The 19,150-nt window shown below is 62.0% G+C and carries 18 protein-coding genes; 5 read left to right on the forward strand and 13 right to left on the reverse strand.

Translation table 11 applies throughout. The annotated features are described in order from the left end of the window. Positions 1 to 34 precede the first annotated feature (34 nt). A complete protein-coding gene (locus tag WMO46_RS06830) occupies positions 35 to 799 on the forward strand; it encodes a glycerophosphodiester phosphodiesterase family protein (protein WP_019149778.1) in 765 nt (254 codons plus the stop codon). A 66-nt stretch (positions 800 to 865) separates the two neighbouring features. Here the strand turns inward: WMO46_RS06830 and WMO46_RS06835 are convergent, their stop codons facing one another. Further along, positions 866 to 1,660, reverse strand: a complete 795-nt coding sequence (locus WMO46_RS06835) for a DeoR/GlpR family DNA-binding transcription regulator (RefSeq protein WP_019149777.1) — start codon at positions 1,658 to 1,660, stop codon at positions 866 to 868. Positions 1,661 to 1,864: 204 nt separating this feature from the next. Here WMO46_RS06835 and WMO46_RS06840 point away from each other — a divergent pair, with 204 nt between their 5' ends. Continuing rightward, complete coding sequence (locus tag WMO46_RS06840) at positions 1,865 to 3,436, forward strand: glycerol-3-phosphate dehydrogenase/oxidase (RefSeq protein ID WP_302588628.1); 1,572 nt, start codon at positions 1,865 to 1,867, stop codon at positions 3,434 to 3,436. Positions 3,437 to 3,568: 132 nt separating this feature from the next. After that, positions 3,569 to 4,957, forward strand: a complete 1,389-nt coding sequence (pgtP, locus tag WMO46_RS06845; RefSeq protein WP_026076331.1) for a phosphoglycerate transporter protein PgtP — start codon at positions 3,569 to 3,571, stop codon at positions 4,955 to 4,957. 10 nt (positions 4,958 to 4,967) lie between these two features. On the opposite strand, the gene WMO46_RS06850 is transcribed toward pgtP, so the two are convergent. The 4 genes from WMO46_RS06850 to abc-f form a co-directional block, all read right to left on the reverse strand. Further along, a complete protein-coding gene (locus WMO46_RS06850) occupies positions 4,968 to 5,543 on the reverse strand; it encodes a M48 family metallopeptidase (protein WP_302588627.1) in 576 nt (191 codons plus the stop codon). Further along, complete coding sequence (locus WMO46_RS06855; RefSeq protein ID WP_129650462.1) at positions 5,540 to 7,276, reverse strand: DUF4153 domain-containing protein; 1,737 nt, start codon at positions 7,274 to 7,276, stop codon at positions 5,540 to 5,542. The genes WMO46_RS06850 and WMO46_RS06855 overlap by 4 nt, the downstream gene beginning before the upstream one ends. A gap of 151 nt (positions 7,277 to 7,427) precedes the next feature. Further along, positions 7,428 to 8,165 (reverse strand): 23S rRNA (guanosine(2251)-2'-O)-methyltransferase RlmB, encoded by a 738-nt coding sequence (gene rlmB, locus WMO46_RS06860; protein ID WP_129650463.1) that lies wholly within the window; start codon positions 8,163 to 8,165, stop codon positions 7,428 to 7,430. Next, a complete protein-coding gene (abc-f, locus tag WMO46_RS06865; protein ID WP_019149771.1) occupies positions 8,158 to 10,110 on the reverse strand; it encodes a ribosomal protection-like ABC-F family protein in 1,953 nt (650 codons plus the stop codon). Before abc-f ends, rlmB begins: the two co-directional genes overlap by 8 nt. Positions 10,111 to 10,189: 79 nt before the next feature. On the opposite strand from abc-f, the gene WMO46_RS06870 reads away from it, so the two are divergent. After that, entirely contained in the window at positions 10,190 to 10,750 is a 561-nt protein-coding gene (locus WMO46_RS06870) for an HD domain-containing protein (RefSeq protein ID WP_349094054.1), read from the forward strand. Here the strand turns inward: WMO46_RS06870 and rpe are convergent. From rpe to WMO46_RS06890, 4 genes are all read right to left on the reverse strand, one after another. Next, entirely contained in the window at positions 10,740 to 11,390 is a 651-nt protein-coding gene (rpe, locus tag WMO46_RS06875) for a ribulose-phosphate 3-epimerase (protein ID WP_129650466.1), read from the reverse strand. The two genes, WMO46_RS06870 and rpe, sit on opposite strands and share 11 nt — an antisense overlap. Before the next feature lie 88 nt (positions 11,391 to 11,478). Continuing rightward, a complete protein-coding gene (locus WMO46_RS06880) occupies positions 11,479 to 12,678 on the reverse strand; it encodes an ABC transporter permease (protein WP_349094055.1) in 1,200 nt (399 codons plus the stop codon). Further along, positions 12,675 to 13,322, reverse strand: a complete 648-nt coding sequence (locus tag WMO46_RS06885) for an ATP-binding cassette domain-containing protein (RefSeq protein ID WP_349094056.1) — start codon at positions 13,320 to 13,322, stop codon at positions 12,675 to 12,677. The genes WMO46_RS06880 and WMO46_RS06885 overlap by 4 nt, the downstream gene beginning before the upstream one ends. A 67-nt stretch (positions 13,323 to 13,389) precedes the next feature. Next, positions 13,390 to 14,964, reverse strand: a complete 1,575-nt coding sequence (locus WMO46_RS06890; RefSeq protein ID WP_349094057.1) for a DUF4836 family protein — start codon at positions 14,962 to 14,964, stop codon at positions 13,390 to 13,392. Positions 14,965 to 15,120: 156 nt separating this feature from the next. Here WMO46_RS06890 and WMO46_RS06895 point away from each other — a divergent pair, with 156 nt between their 5' ends. Beyond that, positions 15,121 to 16,548, forward strand: a complete 1,428-nt coding sequence (locus WMO46_RS06895; protein ID WP_349094058.1) for a DNA recombination protein RmuC — start codon at positions 15,121 to 15,123, stop codon at positions 16,546 to 16,548. A gap of 44 nt (positions 16,549 to 16,592) precedes the next feature. Here WMO46_RS06895 and WMO46_RS06900 read toward each other — a convergent pair whose 3' ends face one another. From WMO46_RS06900 to smpB, 4 genes are read right to left on the reverse strand one after another with little or no spacing between them, the layout of a single operon-like run. Then, a complete protein-coding gene (locus tag WMO46_RS06900; protein WP_349094059.1) occupies positions 16,593 to 17,144 on the reverse strand; it encodes a hypothetical protein in 552 nt (183 codons plus the stop codon). A gap of 15 nt (positions 17,145 to 17,159) precedes the next feature. Next, positions 17,160 to 17,867 carry a tRNA (adenosine(37)-N6)-threonylcarbamoyltransferase complex dimerization subunit type 1 TsaB gene (gene tsaB, locus WMO46_RS06905; RefSeq protein ID WP_276716245.1) on the reverse strand — a complete coding sequence of 236 codons (708 nt, stop codon included), beginning with the start codon at positions 17,865 to 17,867 and terminating at the stop codon, positions 17,160 to 17,162. Positions 17,868 to 17,879: 12 nt separating this feature from the next. Further along, on the reverse strand, positions 17,880 to 18,659 hold the full coding sequence (locus WMO46_RS06910; protein WP_276716247.1) for a Cof-type HAD-IIB family hydrolase: 780 nt from the start codon (positions 18,657 to 18,659) through the stop codon (positions 17,880 to 17,882). Continuing rightward, on the reverse strand, positions 18,656 to 19,120 hold the full coding sequence (gene smpB / locus WMO46_RS06915) for an SsrA-binding protein SmpB (RefSeq protein ID WP_019149761.1): 465 nt from the start codon (positions 19,118 to 19,120) through the stop codon (positions 18,656 to 18,658). The genes WMO46_RS06910 and smpB overlap by 4 nt, the downstream gene beginning before the upstream one ends. Positions 19,121 to 19,150 lie beyond the last annotated feature (30 nt).

Genomic DNA, 19,150 nt, shown 5'->3' on the forward strand with positions numbered 1-19,150 from the left:
ATTTCACAAGCTGCCAACCAACATTTCAAACGATATGATGAAAAAACTCATTTTCTCGGCTGCCCTGCTGCTCGCAGGAGGCGCCGTCGCCGCCCAGCCCAAGGTGATCGCCCACCGCGGCTACTGGACCGCCCCCGAGTCGGCGCAGAACTCGCTGGCTTCGTTCACCAAGGCCGATGCCGTCGGCGTCTACGGTTCGGAGATCGACGTATGGCTCACGGCCGACAACAAACTGATCGTCAACCACGACCGCAAGTACAAAGGCACCGACATCGACATGGAGAAATCCACGGCCAAGGAGATCACGGCCATCGTGCTGCCCAACGGCGAGAACATCCCCACGTTCGACGCCTACCTCAAACTCGTGGCCTCGAAACCCGACACGCGCCTGATTCTCGAAATGAAGTCGCTTTCGGATTACAACCGCGAAGACCTCGCCGCCGAAAAGATCGTCAGGGAACTCAAAAAATACAAGGTGCTGGAGCGCACGGACATCATCGCCTTCTCGATCAACGCCTGCCTGGCGTTCAAGAAGCTCCTCCCCGACACCAGGATCTACTACCTCAACGGCGACCTGCCTCCCAAGAGCATCAAGAAGTTAGGACTGGCCGGCATCGACTATTCGATGGGCGTGCTGCGCAAACATCCCCAATGGGTGAAGGAGGCGCACGAACTGGGGCTCGAAGTCAACGTCTGGACCGTGGATTCGGAGGAGGACATGAAGTACTTCATCGGGCTGGGCGTGGACTACATCACCACCGACTATCCCGAGCGGTTGCAGGCCCTGCTGAAGAAGTAGGCTCACCCCGAACAACGAAAAGAGCGGCAGGGATTCCTGCCGCTCTTTATTATATAAAGTGTGGAATCAGACATCCACCACCGTCACCTCGATTCCGCGTTCGCGCAGACGCTCCAGATAGAGAGGCTGCACGCCGCTGTCGGTGATGATGCGGTCCACGGCCTCCAGGTCGCAGATCTTGCTGAATCCCCGGCGTCCGAACTTCGAGCTGTCGGCCAGCACCACGACTTTCTGCGCGGCGTTGATCATCGCGCCGTTGAGCGACGCTTCGAGCATGTTGGTCGTCGTCAGTCCGAAATCCGTGTCGATACCGTCCACGCCGACGAACAGTTTGCTGCAATTAAAGTTGCGCAGCATCGACTCCGCGAAGGGCCCCACCACGGAAACCGAACTGCTGCGCGTGATGCCACCTAACTGGATGACATCCACGTCAGCGTGCTGCGAGAGGATCTGCGTCACGGGAACCGCCGCCGTGATGACCGTCAGGCGGCCTACGGGCTTGATCTCCCGGGCCAGGAAGGCCATCGTCGTTCCCGAGGCGATGATGATCGAATCGTCCTCGGAGACAAGCGCAGCAGCCGCGGCGCCGATCGCCCGCTTCTCGGCGACATTCTTTTTCTCCTTCTCGTTGACGTGGCGGTCGCTGATGTAGGGACTTATAAGAATGGCGCTTCCGTGCGTGCGGTAGAGCTTCTTCTGCTGTTCGAGGTAGGACAGGTCCTTGCGGATGGTCACCTCCGAAACCTTGAAGAGTTCGGAGAGCTGCGTCACCGAGATCGAGCCGTTCTGCTGGAGCAGGGAGAGGATGCGGCTGTGCCGTTCGGGAAGGCTCAAAAGGGGTTCTTCGCCGGATTTATTCATATGTAATTTGAAATTTAGCTGTTTCGTTCGACCAAGATACGAAAATTATTCGAAATAGATTCACCCGGCCGGAGAAATTCGTTTTCCGGGAGAAACAGCGGTACAAAGCGCATTATTTCAAAATAAAATCGTTTTTATTTTGAAATGGCGGAAATCATTTGTACTTTTGTTCCGAAACGAAACATACAAACATTACATTATAATATGGAAAGAGCGGCACAAATCAAAAAACTGTCAGAAAAGGACAAAATCTGGGACATGGTAGTCGTGGGCGGCGGCGCCACGGGACTGGGCGTAGCGGTGGACGCAGCGACGCGCGGCATGAGCGTCGCTTGTCTGGAAAAGACCGACTTCGCCAAATGCACGTCGAGCCGTTCGACCAAACTGGTGCACGGCGGCGTGCGCTACCTCCAGAAAGGCGACGTGATGCTGGTGCTGGAGGCGCTGCGCGAACGCGGCCGCATGAAGGCCAACGCCCCGCATCTGGTGAAGGATCAGGCGTTCGTCATCTCGAACTACCGCTACTGGGACAATTTCCTCTATTTCTGCGGACTGACGTTCTACGACCTGCTCTCGTTCGGCTTCGGCTACGGGCGTTCGAAGTTCATCTCGGCGAAAAAGGTGATGAAATATATCCCGACCTCGGTCGAAAAGGGGCTGAAAGGCGGCGTGGTCTACCACGACGGCCAGTTCGACGATTCGCGCATGGCCGTCAACCTCGCGCAGACCTGCGTCGAGAACGGCGGCACGGTCGCCAACCACGCCACGGTGACGGGCATTCTGCACGACGAGGCGGGCAAGGTCGCCGGCGTGAAGTTCGTAGACAACCTCTCGGGCGAGGAGTACACCCTCAAGGCCCGCAGCGTGGTGAACGCCGCCGGCTGTTTCGTCGATGACATCATGCACATGGACAGCCCCGAGCACCGCAAGATGGTCACCCCGAGCCAGGGCGTGCACCTCGTGCTGGACATGAAGTTCCTGCAAAGCGACTACGCCATCATGGTCCCCAAGACCTCCGACGGCCGCGTGCTGTTCGCCGTGCCCTGGCACGACAAGGTCGTGGTCGGTACCACCGACATCGTGCGCCCCACCGCCGAGGAGGAGCCGCGCCCGCTGAAGGAGGAGATCGACTTCATCCTCGGCACCGCGGGACTCTACATGAACCCGGCGCCGACCTATAAGGACATCCTCTCGGTATTCGCGGGCCAGCGTCCGCTGGCGGCGCCCAAGAAGGAGGGCAAGAACACGAAGGAGATTTCGCGCAGCCACAAGGTCATCACCTCGGACAACGGACTGGTGACGATCACGGGCGGCAAATGGACTTCCTACCGCCTGATGGCCGAGGACACGGTGGACAAGGCCATCGAGGTGTGCGGACTTCCCAAACGCAAGTGCGTCACCAAAAAGTTCCGCATCCACGGCTACCGCAAGAACCCCGACCTCACGGACCACATGTACGTCTACGGATCGGACGAGCCGAAGATCCTCCGGCTGATCGAGCAGGAGCCCGCATTGGGCGAGAAGCTCTCGCAGAAATTCGGCTACACGCTGGCCGAGGTGGTCTGGGCCGTGCGCGAGGAGATGGCCATCACGCTCGAAGACGTGCTGGCGCGCCGTGTGCGTATGCTGTTCGTCGATGCCCGCGAGGCGATGGCCGCAGCCCCGAAAGCCGCCGCGGTCATGGCCCGCGAACTGGGCCGCGACCAGGCATGGATCGACGAACAGGTGAAAAGTTTCACCGATCTGGCGAAAAATTATATCTTTGAGCAAAAATAAACCAGCTTGACCCGTCGGAAACCGATCATACCCCCGAAGCCCCGTCCCGAACAAGGAGGGGCTTTCAGGGATAAATCCGGAACCGCACGGCGGACCCGGCGGAACAAGAGCTAAAAACCATCAACCTGCCCTATGTGGAAACTACTGCAACCCCCTGCGTATAAACCGGAAATGGAAGCCGACAAGGTGGATGCGAAATACAAACGCATGCGCCTGCAAGTATTTCTCGGCATCTTCATCGGATACGCCGGATTCTACATCGTCCGGAAGAACTTTTCGATGGCGATTCCCGAACTTACGCTCCTCGGCTTCGACCAGAGCGAACTGAGCATCGTCCTCTCGATGAACGCCGTAGCCTATGCGCTGTCCAAATTCCTGATGGGAAGCGTCTCGGACCGCAGCAACGCCCGCGTGTTCCTGCCGCTGGGACTGGTCCTGGCAGCCGTGTCGATGATGTTCATGATCGTCCCGGTCACGCTGCTCGGCCCGGAGCGCAAACAGCTGGCCATCGTCCTCATGGCGGTCCTGAACTTTCTGGTCGGCTGGTTCAACGGCATGGGCTGGCCCCCGTGCGGCCGCGTCATGACCCACTGGTTCTCGATCAACGAACGCGGCACGAAGATGTCGATCTGGAACTGCGCCCACAACGTGGGCGGAGCGCTGGTCGGCCCGATGGCCGTCTACGGCGCCATCTGGTTCGGCTCGTGGTTCTACGGAGGTCACACGGAGCTCTATTTTCTGATCGGTACCTATCTTTTCCCGGCCGTGGTCGCCATCTTCATCGCCCTGCTGGCCTACGTGCTCATCCGCGACACGCCGCAGTCGTGCAGCCTCCCTTCGGTGGAGAAGTGGCGCAACGATTTTCCGAAGAATTACAGCGCCAAGCAGGAAGAGGTGCTCACGACCCGCGAAATCTTCTTCAAGTACGTGCTGAACAACAAGTTGCTGTGGTTCATCGCCATCGCCAACGCCTTCGTCTACATGGTGCGCTACGGATGTCTCGACTGGGCGCCGACCTACCTCCGCGACGCGCAGGGCTACGACATCAAGCAGGCCGGCTGGGCCTATTTCGCCTATGAATTCGCCGCCATCCCCGGCACGCTGATCTGCGGATGGCTCTCGGACAAGGTATTCCACGGACGCCGCGCCCTGCCGACCATCCTCTTCATGGCGATCGTCGCGGTGTTCATCTTCCTCTACTGGCAGTTCTCGTCGAACTACTTCATCGTCACCATGTCGCTGATCGCCATCGGGTTCTTCATCTACGGCCCCGTGATGCTCATCGGCGTGCAGGCGCTCGACCTGGCTCCGAAGAACGCCGCCGGCACGGCTGCCGGACTGACCGGATTCTTCGGCTACTTCCTCGGCACGGCCATCCTGGCCAACATCGTGATCGGCTCGGTGGCCGACAAGGCCGGCTGGGACTGGACGTTCATCCTGCTGATCGGGGCCTGCGCCCTCTCGATCGTCTTCATGGCGTTCACCTACAAGGGTGAGAAAGAGGTGCTCGGACAGCGGTAACCCCGGAAAATCAACGAATCGTGAAAGCCCTTAACTCCTTGTTAAGGGCTTTTTCGCATCCCCTGACCAGCCGATCGACCAGAGCGTGAAACCGCGGCGAATGGTTGTGATGGACCGTGTGGCAGAGTTCGTGGATGATTACATAGTCGCGCAGATGCTCCGGGAGGGTCATCAGAAAGAGGCTCAGCGAGATGTGGTTGCGTCCCGAACAACTCCCCCACTTCGTGCGCGAGGCGCGGATCGAGAGTTTCTCGTATTTCAGCCCCGTCGCCTCCGACAGCCGCGCGATGCGGCCCGGAAGGTCGGCCTTGGCGGCCCGGCGCAGCTCTTCGACACGGGCTTTCCGCTCCTCGGGCGGCAGCTGCGGAGGCAGCGCGGCGCGTTTTCGGGCGAGCCGTTCGCGGGCGGCTTCGATCCATTCCGCCTTCTCGTCGAGAAATGCCAAAGCCCGCTTCTGCGACACCCCGCGGGGGAACGACAACCGCACGGCGCCCGTGGCGCGCACGCTGATCGAAACGCGGCGCGCCCGCACCGACTGCGAAAGCGTCACCTCCCCCAACCGGGGATGCACCCAGACCGAGGTCATCGCATCAGCACAGCATTGATCGACACTCCCTGTATTACAACGGCAGAATCCGTACGTTCCAACTTAATATTTTCGAACAGAATCCGGCAACGGTCATCGCGGTAATCCAACAGCCGAAGCAACTGCTCGGGCGTAGGCTCGCACGCTTCGGCCGGATCGAATCCACTCCTTTCCAGCTGGCGTTCCAGCAAGTCCCGACAAGGAATCCGGTACACGGCACCCTCTTCCCCCAAATACAGACAAAGCGTATCGTTCCTGATATTATAGCTATCATCGCTGTACCAGTTCCGGAGATTCGTATAATAATGCGGATATTCCGCATTTACTTCGAACCGGACATTAACGGGGGCCTCCAGTTCAATAATATTGGTATCGACACACGTATCGACACGACTCCAATCATAGCCCCACCTCACGTAATCGCGCATCGCTTCGGGGAAAATCGCGGCCAGATCGTCGAGGTCCCTCTCCACTCCGAACCGCGCGAAAGCCGCGCTGTCGCGGCGGATGTAGTCGAGCGATTCGTAAAGGTTGCGGTACTCCTCCCTGCGGACGGTGTCGGCCAGCGGCACCGGCGTCAGCAGCAGCCGTCCGTCTTCGCCGAGGCGTCCGAGCCGTTCCGCCAACCGCTCCGCGCGCTGCAACTGCGACTGCACGGCGATACGCCCGGGCTCGAAGCAGGGGACGTAAGCCAGCACAGCGAAACTCACCCATGCCGCAAGGCACACCCACAGGTAACGGCCCGCGCGCTGCGACAGGAACAACAGCACGCAGAAGGTCATCAGCCCGCCGCACACCAAGAGGTAGACGCGCGGTTCGGTCAGCCCGTATTCGTTCGTGCGGCGCACCACGCCGATCCAGAACAGCACCAGCATCGGCAGCGACACGAGGCTGAAACGGTCGAAGAACCAGTCGTAGATCCGCTTGGCGAGCAGCCGGTCCAGCGCCTTGACGGCGAGCGCCGTCATCGTGAAGCCGAAGACCATGTAGGCCACGCCGCCCTCGGGCAGCGACCACGTGAAGAGGATCTTGGCCATGTAGAGGTAGAGGATGGCGGTGTAGATCAGCAGCGCGGGGGTCACGATGTAGTTCAGCAGTATTTCGAGAATGCGGTTGCCGATCATCTCGGCGCCCCGCCAGCGGTCGGCCATCATCAGGAAGAGCACCGGCACGGCCAGCGTCTCGACGATGGTGACGGCCCACACTGCGACGTGTTCGATCCACGCTCCGTCGAGGCCGAAGATATAGGTCGTCGAATAGAGTATCGCATAGAAGAGCCCCAGCGCGACGTTGGCGAACAGCAGGGCGAGCAGCCCCGACCGCAGCCAGACGAGCGCGCCGTTGACGAACCGGTCGTTGCGCACGGCCCGCAGGCTCAGCAACAGCAGCAGCGGCGCCAGTATGCCGAGCGAAATGCGGAAAGGAGCGCTTTCGACCCACGCCCCGAGCCCGCTCCAGAGCGTCAGCGGCACGATCGGCATCCACATGACCCAATAGACTTTCCGCCACGGTCCGCGCCCCGCCAGGTTGTTGACGGCAAGCGCCAAGGCGAAGAACAACGGCACGAGGGCAAGACCGTTGAACAATCTCTCCTCGCTCCAATCGAGTTCGTAGGTGAGCAGGCACCGGATGCAGGCGTAGAGCGCAAGGAGCGTTTCGACCGGATACGACCGCACGACCCGCACGGCCCCGTCGCGGAGCCATTGCAGGCAGTATTCGAGTTTGGCTTTCACAGAATTATGATTTTGATTGTCGGCTTTGCATATTCGTTCGTCATGGCGAGGCATCGTCAGATGCCGCGGCCATCTGCGGAGAGTGTCGTAACGCCGCAAGGATTGCCGCGTCGCTGCGCTCCTCGCAATGGCGGGACTCCGTTTCCTCCTTTTAGTTCTCCGGCCCGATGCGCTGGCGCACGACTTCGAAGAGCATCACGGCCGCGGCGGCCGAGACGTTCAGCGATTCGATATGCCCGATCAGCGGAATGGCCAGCTGCTCGTCGCAGAGTTTCAGCACCTCTTTCGAGATGCCCGTATCCTCGGCGCCCATCACCAGCACGGTGGGCTTGCGGAAATCGGCGTCGTAGAGCAGTTTGCGGCTCTTCTCCGTGGCGGCCACGACCTGAAAGCCCTCGGTCTGCAACTGTTTGAGCGTATTGCGGACCGACCCCACGCGGCACACGGGGATCGTCGTGAGGGCCCCGGCCGACGAACGGATGGCCTCGGCGTTCACGGGAGCGGAGTTCTTAAGCGGCGCGATGAGCCCGTGGGCTCCGGCGCACTCGGCCGAACGGGCGATGGCCCCGAAATTCCGCACGTCGGTCACCCCGTCGAACAGGACGATGAGCGGCGTTTCGTCGTCGGGAACCCGCTCCAGAATGTCGGCCAGTTCGACGTATTCGATGGCCGCGGTCTGCGCCACGACCCCCTGGTGGTTGCCGCGCGTCAGGCGGTTGAGCTTCTCGACCGGCACCTCCTGGAAACGCACCCGGTGACGGATGCAGAGGTCCTTCAATTCCTGCATCAGCTGCCCTTCGGCGCCCTTGCGGATGTAGAGTTTCTCGATCTGCTTTCCGGCCTCGATCGCCTCGGCCACGGGACGAATCCCGAAAATCAGGTTATCCATTGTATTGTTCTTCGATGAGTTCCAATTCGTACGACGCCTTCTCCCACTCGTGCATCTGATGCTCGTAACGGTTTTTAAGTTCGTTGTAAGCCTTGTAGCCGGCCTCGTCGTACTCGGCCGCGGCGGCGAATTTCGCATCGTACTCCGCGATCCGCTTCTCGATGTCGGCCAACTCCGCCTCGATCGTCTCCACGACCTTTTTCGCTTTGCGCAACTGCTTCTCCTGCTCCTTCTTCTGCTCGTAGGAGAGCTTTCCGGATACGGCCGGCTTCGGTTCGTCGCCCTTCGCAGGCGTTTTGGCCGGAGCGTCGCGCCGCTCGACCTCCTGCAACGACTCCAGCTTGCGTTTTTCGAGGAAATAGTAGATGCCGCCCAGATACTCCTTCACTCCGCCGTCGCGGAACTCGTAGACCTTCTGCACCATGCCGTCGAGGAATTCGCGGTCGTGCGACACCACGACCACCGTGCCGTCGTACTTCATGATGGCGTTCTTGAGAATGTCCTTCGAACGCATGTCCATGTGGTTCGTCGGCTCGTCGAGCACCAGCAGGTTGCGCGGCTCCAGCATCATGCGGGCCATCGCCAGACGCGCCCGCTCGCCGCCCGAAAGGACCTTGACCTTCTTGTCGATGTCCTCGCCGCGGAACAGGAACGCCCCCAGAATGTCGCGCAGACGCGTGCGGATGTCGCCCACCGCCACGCGGTCCAGCGTGTCGTAGACCGTGAAATCGCCGTCCATCAGGTCGTCCTGATTCTGGGCGTAATAGCCGATGTTGACGTTGGCCCCCAGCCGGATCGACCCCTCGGTGGGCGTCAGCTGGCCGATCAGCATCCGCGCGAGGGTCGTCTTGCCCTCGCCGTTGCGGCCCACCAGCGCGATTTTGTCGCCCTTCTCGATGACGAAATTCGCGCCGCTGAAGACATGTTTCTCGCCGAACGACATCCCGGCTTCGTTGATCTCGGCCACGATCTGCCCCGAGCGCGGTGCGGGCGGAAACTTGATGTTGAGCGTGGCGAGGTCCTCCTCCTCGATCTCCAGACGGTCCAGCCGTTCCAGCTGCTTGATGCGCGACTGCACCTGATTCGATTTGGTGGGCTTGTAGCGGAACTTCTCGATAAACTCCTCGGTCTTTTCGATCATCCGCTGCTGATTCTCGTAGGCCGCCATCTGTTGCGCCCGGCGCTCGGCGCGCAGGACGACGTATTTCGAATAGGAGACCTTGTAATCGGTGATCTTCCCCAGCGACAGTTCGACCGTGCGGTTCGTGACGTTGTCCAGAAAGGCCCGGTCGTGCGAAATCAGCAGCACCGCGCCGTTGTAGTTTTTCAGATACTCCTCCAGCCACTGGATCGACTCGATGTCGAGGTGGTTCGTGGGCTCGTCGAGCAGAAAGATCGAGGGACGCCGCAGCAGCAATTTCGCCAGCTCGATGCGCATGCGCCAGCCGCCCGAGAACTCGCTCGTGGCGCGTCCGAAATCCGACCGTTTGAACCCGAGGCCCAGGAGAGTCTTCTCGATATCCGCGTCGCGGGTCTCGCCGCCGAGGATGTGATAATGGTCCTGCGCGTCGTTCAGCCGGTGCAGGAGCTGTTCGTAGGAGGCGCTCTCGTAGTCGGTGCGCTCGGCGATCTCGCGCGTCAGGGCCTCGATCTCGGCTTCGAGCCGCAACACCTCCTCGAAGGCTTTGGCGGTCTCCTCCACGAGCGTCGTGGTGTCGGCCACGCGCATCGTCTGCGGCAGGTAGCCGATCGTGCAGTCGCCGTTGAGCGTCACGGCGCCCGAGGTAGGCTGCTGTTCGCCCGTGATGATGCGCAACAGCGTGGTTTTGCCGGCGCCGTTGCGGCCCACGAGGCCGATGCGGTCCTTGGGATTGATCAGGAACGAAATATTGTCGAAGAGGGTCCAGCCCCCGTAACTGACGGTGAGATTGTCTAATGAAATCATGGCGAATCTAAAAACACCGCAAAGTTAGCGATTTAATCCGACATATCGTATCTTTGGGCATTGAAACAGAATCCCGGATATGGAAAAACTGGAACGATACCTGCAATTCATGCGCGAAGCCGAGCAGCTCAAAAACGTCCTGCGTTCGGCCCGCACTTCGACCGGGCGCACCGAGAGCACCGCCGAGCATACGTGGCGGCTGGCCCTGCTGGCGCTGGTCCTTGCGGACGAGAAGCCGGAACTCGACCTTCAGCGGGTGCTGGCGATGTGTCTGGTCCACGACCTCGGGGAGGCTTACGAAGGGGACATCCCGGCCGTCGAACAATCCGATCCGGCGGCCAAAGCCGCAGCGGAACTTGCAGCCATAGACCGGATTACACCCCTGCTGCCCGATGAAGCCGCAGCGCGCATCCGGGCGCTCTGGGAGGAATACGAAACCTGCGCCACGCCCGAAGCCCGCTGGGTCAAGGCGCTCGACAAGGCCGAGACCATCCTCCAGCACAACCAGGGCGCGAACCCCGCCGATTTCGACTACGGATTCAACCTGACCTACGGCGCCGAATGGTTCCGCGACGACGCGCTGCTGCGCGAACTGCGCCGCCTGCTCGACGCGGAGACAGCCCGGCACGTCAGGCGTTAAGCATCTTCACGATCTCGGCCTGCGGGTCCGCGGCGCCGAAGACGGCGTTGCCGGCCACGAGCACGTCGGCGCCCGCACCGTAAACCTCGGCAGCGTTGTGCGACGAAATGCCGCCATCGACCTCGATGATCGTTTCGAGCCCCATCTCCCGCACCATAGCGCGCAGCTGCGCGATCTTCTCCAGCGACCCGGGGATGAACGACTGCCCCCCGAATCCGGGTTCGACGCTCATCACCAGCACCAGATCCACCAGCGGCAGCACGCCGCGAAGCGCCTCGACCGGGGTCGCCGGCTTGATCGAAATGCCGGCTTTGACCCCGGCTTCGCGGATCAGGCCGATGCAGGCCGCGGGATCGTCCGACGCCTCGTAATGAATGGTCACCAGATCGGCGCCCGCTTCGGCGAAGCGTTTCACGTACTTTTCCGGGCTGACGATCATCAGGTGAACGTCGAGGAACTTCGCCGTCGCCTTGCGGATGGCTTTCAGCACGGGAAACCCGAACGAAATATTGGGAACGAAAACGCCGTCCATCACATCTATGTGGACCCATTCGGCCGCACTCGCGTCAACCATCCGGGTATCGCGCTCCAGGTGTCCGAAATCGGCCGAGAGCATCGAAGGAGCTACTGTTCTGTTCATGGTGCAGTTCTTTTTCTTAGCACAAAGATATAAAAAAGCCGGACGGGAGCAAAACCGAATCGCAGGCTCTCCGCGCCCCGGCATCCCGTCAGCCTCTTCCGCAGCCCGTGCCGCCGATCCTGCGGCGGATCGCCAGGCCGTTGAGCAGCGAAAGCGACAACGCAAGTCCGATGCCGCACAGCAGCGTGATCCCCATGCCCGCCGGCCGATACCCCTCCTGCAACGCCGCCAGCGACGGCAGGTAAGCGAGGCGGAGCAGCCATACGGCCAGCGCAGCGGCCGCCAGAACCGCACCGTTCAGCCCGAGCGTCAGCAGCCGGTAGGGCCGCGCCACGCGCGTCGGGGCGTAGCCCAGCAGAAGCAGGTTTTCGATCTTGTCGCTGTTCTTCTGCAACAGCAGGAAGATGCTCAGCATCAGGACGTAGAACGACATCGCGCTGAATGCCATCCCCACCCCGGCCACGCCGCCTGCGGCCAGCCGCAGGAAACGGGTCGCCTTGCCGTCGTCGCGGCGGTCGCCCTCGGCCTCGTAGCCCTTGCGGGCGAGGTATTCCGAAACGGCGGCATCGACCGGACGGTCGGTCTCGACGATGACCCGCGCCGGACGTTTTTCATCCGTCCGGCTTCCGAACCGCCCGTTCGACCAGCGGATGAACGCATCGGGAACAAGGATGGTGTTCAGACGGTTCGACAGCCCGACGATACGCCCCCGAAAGTGCTCCGTGAGGCCGTTCCCGGCAATGTCGATGCCGAGGCTCACCCGGCGGAAGATGCCTTCCGAAATCTGCGGCAGCCCCTGCGAGGGGGCGAACCCGTAGTTGTAGAGGTTCACGTAGTTGCGCGGGATGATGATGGGAATGTCGCGGCTGCCAGGCTCGTAGTCCCAATCGGCGGCTTCGACATCGAGAAACCGGTCGGGAACCGACTCGAAAAAGAGGTAGGTCGAGAGGTTCACGCCGCCCATGCCGACCGACCCCGTGATCCGGTAATCGGCCGAGGTCAGCGCCCCGACCTCCCGCACAAAAGGCTGGGAGCGAAGCTCCTGCAACTCCTCGGGAGTGAAGCCGCCGCTGCCCAGCCCGATGGCGTTGAGCGCGCTGACGCGCTTCGACAACACGAGGTAGTCGCCGCGCAGGAACGAATCGGGCCGGTCCACGATCGGCCGGATGTCGCGGTAAGCCTGCAAGGCCCCCAGCACGACGGTCATCCCCACCACTCCGGCGAGGGTGAACCCGGCCAGCTGGGCCGCGCTCAGATGGCAGCGAAGCAGTTTCCAAAGCAGTTTCACAGCGTCAGGATTTTATGGTACGGCAGTCCGAGACGGCTGCCGACCGAGGTCACTACGATGCCCGCCCCCTGCGCCCGGGCCTCCTCCAGCAGCAGTCCGGCGAGTATTTCGCCGTTCGCAGCGTCGAGATGGCTCACGGGCTCGTCCAACAGGATGAAATCGAACGGCTGGCACAGACAGCGCACGAACGCGACGCGCTGCTGCTGCCCGAACGAGAGTTTCCCGGCCGGGGTGTTCCGTTTGGCGGCGATCCCAACCGCCTCCAGCAGGCGTTCGATCTGCCCGGGCGTCTTGAACGAGGTCAGTTCGTTTTTCAGGGCGAGGTTCTCGGCCACGGTCAGCTCCCCGAACAGCCGCAGGTCCTGAAAGAGCAGGCTCAGCGACCTTCGCCGCACGTCGCCCCACCGGGCCGCGGAGAAGGTGCGGCAATCTTCGCCGCCGAAGAGGATACGGCCCGCATAATCGTTCCGCCACCCGTACAGGAAACTGCACAGCGAGGATTTGCCGCTTCCCGAAGCGGCTTCGACCAGATAATACTCCCCCTTGCGGAACGTCACATCGCGCCCCCACATGTCCGACGCCCGGACTTCCGGATCGTCAGCGAACGCATCGGGCACCACCTGCCGTAAAGTTATCGTCTCCATAGACCGGCTGTTTCGAAAAAGCGGCCGTTCGAATCCGGACGGCCGCTGCTCGGTGTCGCCACCGCTGTCAGATTTCGTCCGCTTCCGGCATATACTGACGGATCAGTGCGCCGGTCGTGTCGCAAATGGTCTTGAAAGCGTTCTGCTCCTTGTCGGCCATGTTGACGACGAGCTTTCCGCCCTCCATCGTGCTGTACGCCTCCATGTCGTCGAACATGCCGAGCACCGCCAGCGCGGCTTCCGTCTGCGGCGTCCCGGCCTCTCCGGCCAGCTGGGAAACCAGGACGCTCAGCCCCTTGAAATCGACCCAGAAGGTGCAGGACTGTCCTTTCACGATGCCGTCGAGCGACATCAGCGATTCGATCTTCGCACCGTCGAGGGCCGACTTCACGGCCGTGTCGGTCGTGCAGTAAAGCACCTTGTTCTTCACGCCGAACAGCACCGAAACATCGCCCGAATTGAACACGTACTCGCCCTCGGCAGTCTGCTGAACGGGCATGCCCGCCAGGTTCGTGACGACGGTCTGCAACACGGCGGGATCATTGACCTGGGCCAGCAGCGACGCGATCGGGAAACGTCCGTCCGGGGTCATTCCCGAGAACGAGATCACGCAGTCGCCGTCGAAAGCGTCGAGCACCTGCTTGACCATCGGGTTGCCCAGCATCATGCCGTAACCGGGCATGGCGGCCAGCATCGCATAGAGCTTTTCGCCGTCGAGTCCGTAGGAAAGCGCAGCGAGGCTGCCGGCGGGCACGTAGCGCAGCAGGTCGCCCGTCTGGGGCTTCACGTAGGCGTAAAACGCCGCCGCTTTCTCCACGCTCGCCTTGTCCTTGTAGCTTACCGCGGCGTCACTGACGATGCGTCCCTTCTCGAAATTGGCGGAGCCCATCACCAGAGCCCCTTTCAGCACATCCATCATGGGCATCGCACCCAGCATCGGATTGTTCATCATGGCCGACAGATTGGCATACGACACGACCATGTTCACGTCGTTGCGCGCGGCCAGCCGTGCGGCGACGGCCTTGTCGCCCATCAGGCTTTCAGCGCGCTTCTGGGCGAACAGCTTCCGAACCTTCTCCTCGACGACTCCGCAGGGATCGGTCTTGAAATAGAGCAGGCAGGCGATGTCGTTATAGGCGCAGACACCGGACGCCTCCGACTCCTCGCCGATCTTCACCACCGAAACGCCCGCCTCGGTCACCGTCTCGGTGCCGCTCTTCTCGTTGATGCGCGCGATCAGGGCGTCCAGTTTGGATTTGTCCCCGACCGGGAACAGCAGACCGCCGCCCACCTCGGGATTATTGATGTCGGCACCGTCCGCCGACATGAACAGGAAGAGTTCCTTTTTCAGATCGAGCCCCGATTCGGCCGGATTCTCCAACAGCGAAAACAGGTACTCCTTCTCTTCGGCGGAGAGCTCCTCCGCCTTGTCCAACTCCGCTTTCAGGCGGTCGAGGAGCGGATTGGAGGCGGCGTCGCACGTCCCGCTCTTCTTCAGGAGCGATGCGGCATCGACCGACATCGTCACGAACGAATCGGCCGGCAGCACGTTCCGGTAATCGGCACCGCCGCCGCAGGAAACGATCAGCGCAGCCGCAGCCGTCAGGCAGGCCAGTTTCACGATGGGTAAGAAGTCTTTCATAACTGAACGGATTAAAGGGTTATTCTAATAGGAAACAAAGTTATAAAATTCGGCGCACGATATGCCATCCGGAGCAAATAAAATTACGCACGGCCCCAAAAATTCCGATTCCGGGAATAAATTGCTATTTTTGCAGTCAAACACCACCGAACAGCCATGACCCTTTCCCTGCTTTTCCTGCTGACGACCTGCTGTCTGACCGCCGTACTCGTCTTCGTCCTGCTCCTGTGGCGCAGGGAGTCGCGCCGGCTCGCCGATGCCGAGGCGCGCGAACGCGACGCCGCGACCCGCCTCTCGGCCGCCGAAGCCCGGCTGGCCGCCTCCGAACAGACCGCCGCGGCCGAAAAGGAATCCCTCCGGCGCAGCGAGGAACAGGTGCGGTCGCTGACCGAACAACGCTCGCGCGCCGAAGCCGAACTGGCCGCGCTGCGCGCCGCATCCGAAGCCGAGATCGCCGCCCTGCGGCAGCGGAACGCCGAGGAGCGCGAAGCCGCGCGTGCGGAGCGCGAAAAGACCGAAGAACGTTTCCGGGCGCAGTTCCGGAACCTGGCGACGGAGATTCTGGGCGAGCAGACCCAGCATTTCAAGCAGACCAGCAAGGAGTCGATCGACATCCTGCTGAAACCCTTCAAGGACAACATCGTCGATTTCCGCAAACGGGTCGAGGAGATCTACACCACGCAGACCTCGCAGCGCGGCGAACTGAAAGCCGAACTCAAACGCCTCATGGAGCTCAACCAGAACATCTCGGCCGAGGCCCGCAACCTGACCGACGCCCTGAAAGGCAACTCGAAAGTGCAGGGCGACTGGGGCGAAATGCTGCTGGAGACGATCCTCGACAGCTCGGCGCTCTCGAAGGGCATCCACTACGAAACGCAGTACAACATCAAGGACGAGGAGGGCCGCAACCTGCGACCCGACGTGGTCCTGCACCTGCCCGAGAAAAAAGAGATCGTCATCGACTCGAAGGTTTCGCTCACGGCCTTCGTGGCCTACACCTCGGCCGACACGGAGGAGGAGCGGCGGCGGCATCTCGCGGCGCACATCGCGTCGGTCCGCCAGCACGTCACCGAACTGGGGCGCAAGGAGTATCAGCGGCGGCTGAACTCCCCCGATTTCGTCATCATGTTCGTCCCCAACGAACCGGCGTTCCTCGCGGCGTTGCAGAACGATCCGGCCATCTGGTCCGACGCCTACGACAAGAAGGTGATCGTCTCCTCGCCGACGAATCTTTTCGCCCTGCTGAAACTCGTCGCCGACCTCTGGAAATACAACGACCAGGACAAGAACACCAAGGAGATCGCCGCCTGCGGTCTGAAACTCTACGAACAGTTAGTGGCTTTCACGGGATCGCTCGAAAGTGTCGGCACGGCGCTCGACAAAGCCCGCGACGCCTACGAGGACGCCCACAAGCGGCTCTGCACGGGCAACGACAACATCATCCGCGTCGGCGAACGCCTGCGCCGAACGGCCCGCCTGCAAACCAAGCGCCAGCATGCGGCGCGCACGCTCGAAATCGCCGGCAGCGATTCCGAGGAGGAGCTTCCGGAGGAGCCGTCGGCCCGGCCCGATCCGGCCGAATGACCCCGGAACGAAAAATCCCCGCAACTTCGGTCGCGGGGATTTTTTCATATCCGTCTCCAACTTTTGCGCAGCCGGCACGCGAGGCCCGGCGTCGCATCCGCCGCCACCGCCTCCACGATGTCGTCCCACGATTCGGCGACCCAGCCGACCCGGTCCCGGCAGCGGCACAACACCTCGACGGCCCAGACCTTCACCGCGACCTTCGAACCCGGATCGACGGCCCATTCGGCGGCCGCCTCGGCGATCCGCTCCAACGCCTCCGGCTCCGGGGCGTAACGTCCGAGCAGGTCGGCCATGATCTTGCCGAAATGCCGCCGCGCACTGGGGTCGGCGCACGCCGGGAAATCCCGCCGGCAAAACACCGCCGCACGGGGCATGAAACGCTCGGGAACGGTGAAATAGATGCGTTCGAGCACATAGGCGCCTCGGAACAGCACCTTGTGTCTGACGGGTTTCGGAAGCTCCCCGTGCCGGAACGCGACGAGGTCGTAGAGCAGCTCCACGCCATCCGCCCCGAGCACCGCCCGGGCCGTCTCGTCGGCGAAATTTTCATGAAACCGCTCCGACAGGAGTTTCACGAGGTCCGTTTCAGTCATACTGCCGGCAGCCGGTCAAAACAGCTTCTTGCGGGATGTCGTAACGACGAAATCTTTCAGATAGAAGGGCTCGAAATAGGCGATGTCCTCCGTGCGGCCTTCGTCAAGGGCCTGCTGGGCCAGCCGCGCCAGGCCGCGGGCCGAGGGGGTCACCTCGACGCATACGGCGTCGGAAAGGACGCCGGCGCACTTGCGGGCCCCGCTGCCGAAGATCACGAACGGACGCCCCTGGCCGCGGAACGCCGCGAAACTCCCCTCGCCGACCACCTCGGCCGACACCTCGCCCTGCGGGCGTCCCCCGGCGTCGAAGACCTGCGCATAGACCTCCATGCGGCGTGCATCGACCATCGGACAGAGGTACGCCCCGTCCCAGCCGTCAACCGCGAGAATCCCCGCCTCGTGGTCCTCACGGGCCACCTCGACCAGCGCGTCCAGCGACCCCACGGCCACCAGCGGCTTTTGCAGGCCGTAGCACAGCCCCTTGGCGAACGACACGCCGATACGCAGTCCGGTGTACGACCCGGGGCCTTTGCCCACGGCCACGGCGTCGAGGTCGTCGGGCACGATGCCCGTCTCGCGCAGCAGTTCATCGACGAACACGCCGACCTTGCGGGCGTGGTCGCGCCCCTCGTCGCTCTCGCGCAGCGACAGCAGTTCGCCGTCTTTGGCAATACCCACGGAACAGATGTCCGTGCCGGTTTCAATGCAAAGTATCAAAGACATAATTTTACCTTTTTAATCGATCACACCAAAATGCTCCAACGCCTTCCGGATGCCGTCGTCATCGACCGACGCCGTCACATAATCCGCGGCGTTCAGCGCCTCGCCGCAGGCGTTGCCCATCGCCACGCCGACACCCGCCGCCCGGAGCAGCGCCGCATCGTTGCCGCCGTCGCCGAAAGCCATCGTCTCATCGTGCGCGAAGCCGAAATGCGCTGCGAATTCGGCCATTCCCGTCGCCTTATCGACACCCCGGACGTTGATGTCCGCAAAGATCGGGCACCAGCGCGACGCCACGAGCGACGGCAATTCGACCATCACCCGCTTTTCGAGTTCGGGGTCGAAATAAAAGCACATCTGGCAGCAATCGCCCCGGTCGAAAAGCGCCCGCAGATCGACCTCCCGGGGAACCGGATGCGCCACCATCTCCGCCAAACGCACCACCTCGGGCGTCACGCGGTTGACGAAAACCCCGTCGTTCAGCTCCAGCCCGACCGGAAAACCCAGCTCCTCCGACAAGGCGAGCGCCTTCTCGAAGTCGGCGCGCGGAACGGGATGCCGGGCGACCAGCGTTCCGTCGCGCATCAGGCAATCGGCGCCGTTCAGCGCCACCACGCCGTCGTAGGGAATCTCCTGCAACGGCTCCAGATCCGCGGCAGCGCGTCCCGTGGCGATGAAGAGCCGCACGCCGCGGGCATGCGCCCGGCGCAACGCATCCAGCGCGGAAGCCGGCACCTCGTGGGTCTCGAAGCTGATGAGCGTCCCATCTACGTCCAGAAACAGCGCCTTTGTCATCTCCGGTAGTTTTTCATCGCCTTGTCCATCTCGCGCCGGGCGTCGTTCTCTTTCAGGTACTCGCGCTTGTCGTAGGACTTGCGGCCCCGGGCCAGCCCCACGACGACCTTGGCCAGCCCACGTTCGTTCAGGAACATCCGCAGGCCCACGATCGTGAGCCCCCGGTCCTGCGAGGCGCGCTGCAACTTCTCCAACTCCCGGGCCGTGAGCAGCAGCTTGCGGTCGCGGCGCGGCACGTGGTTGTTGCAGGTTCCCCAGGCATATTCGGCGATGTTGATGCCGCGCACCCACAGTTCGCCCTTGTCGAAATAGCAGAACGTATCGACCATCGACGCCTTTCCGGCGCGGATCGACTTGATCTCCGTTCCGACCAGCACGACGCCCGCAACGTACTCTTCCAGAATCTCATAGTCGAACGTCGCGCGCTTGTTCCGGATATTTATCTTCTTCTGTTCGCTCATATACTCAAAAACGGCACACGAATTGCAATT

Origin of the sequence: Alistipes intestinihominis (assembly GCF_040095975.1) — a bacterium.
GTDB classification, from domain to species: domain Bacteria; phylum Bacteroidota; class Bacteroidia; order Bacteroidales; family Rikenellaceae; genus Alistipes; species Alistipes senegalensis.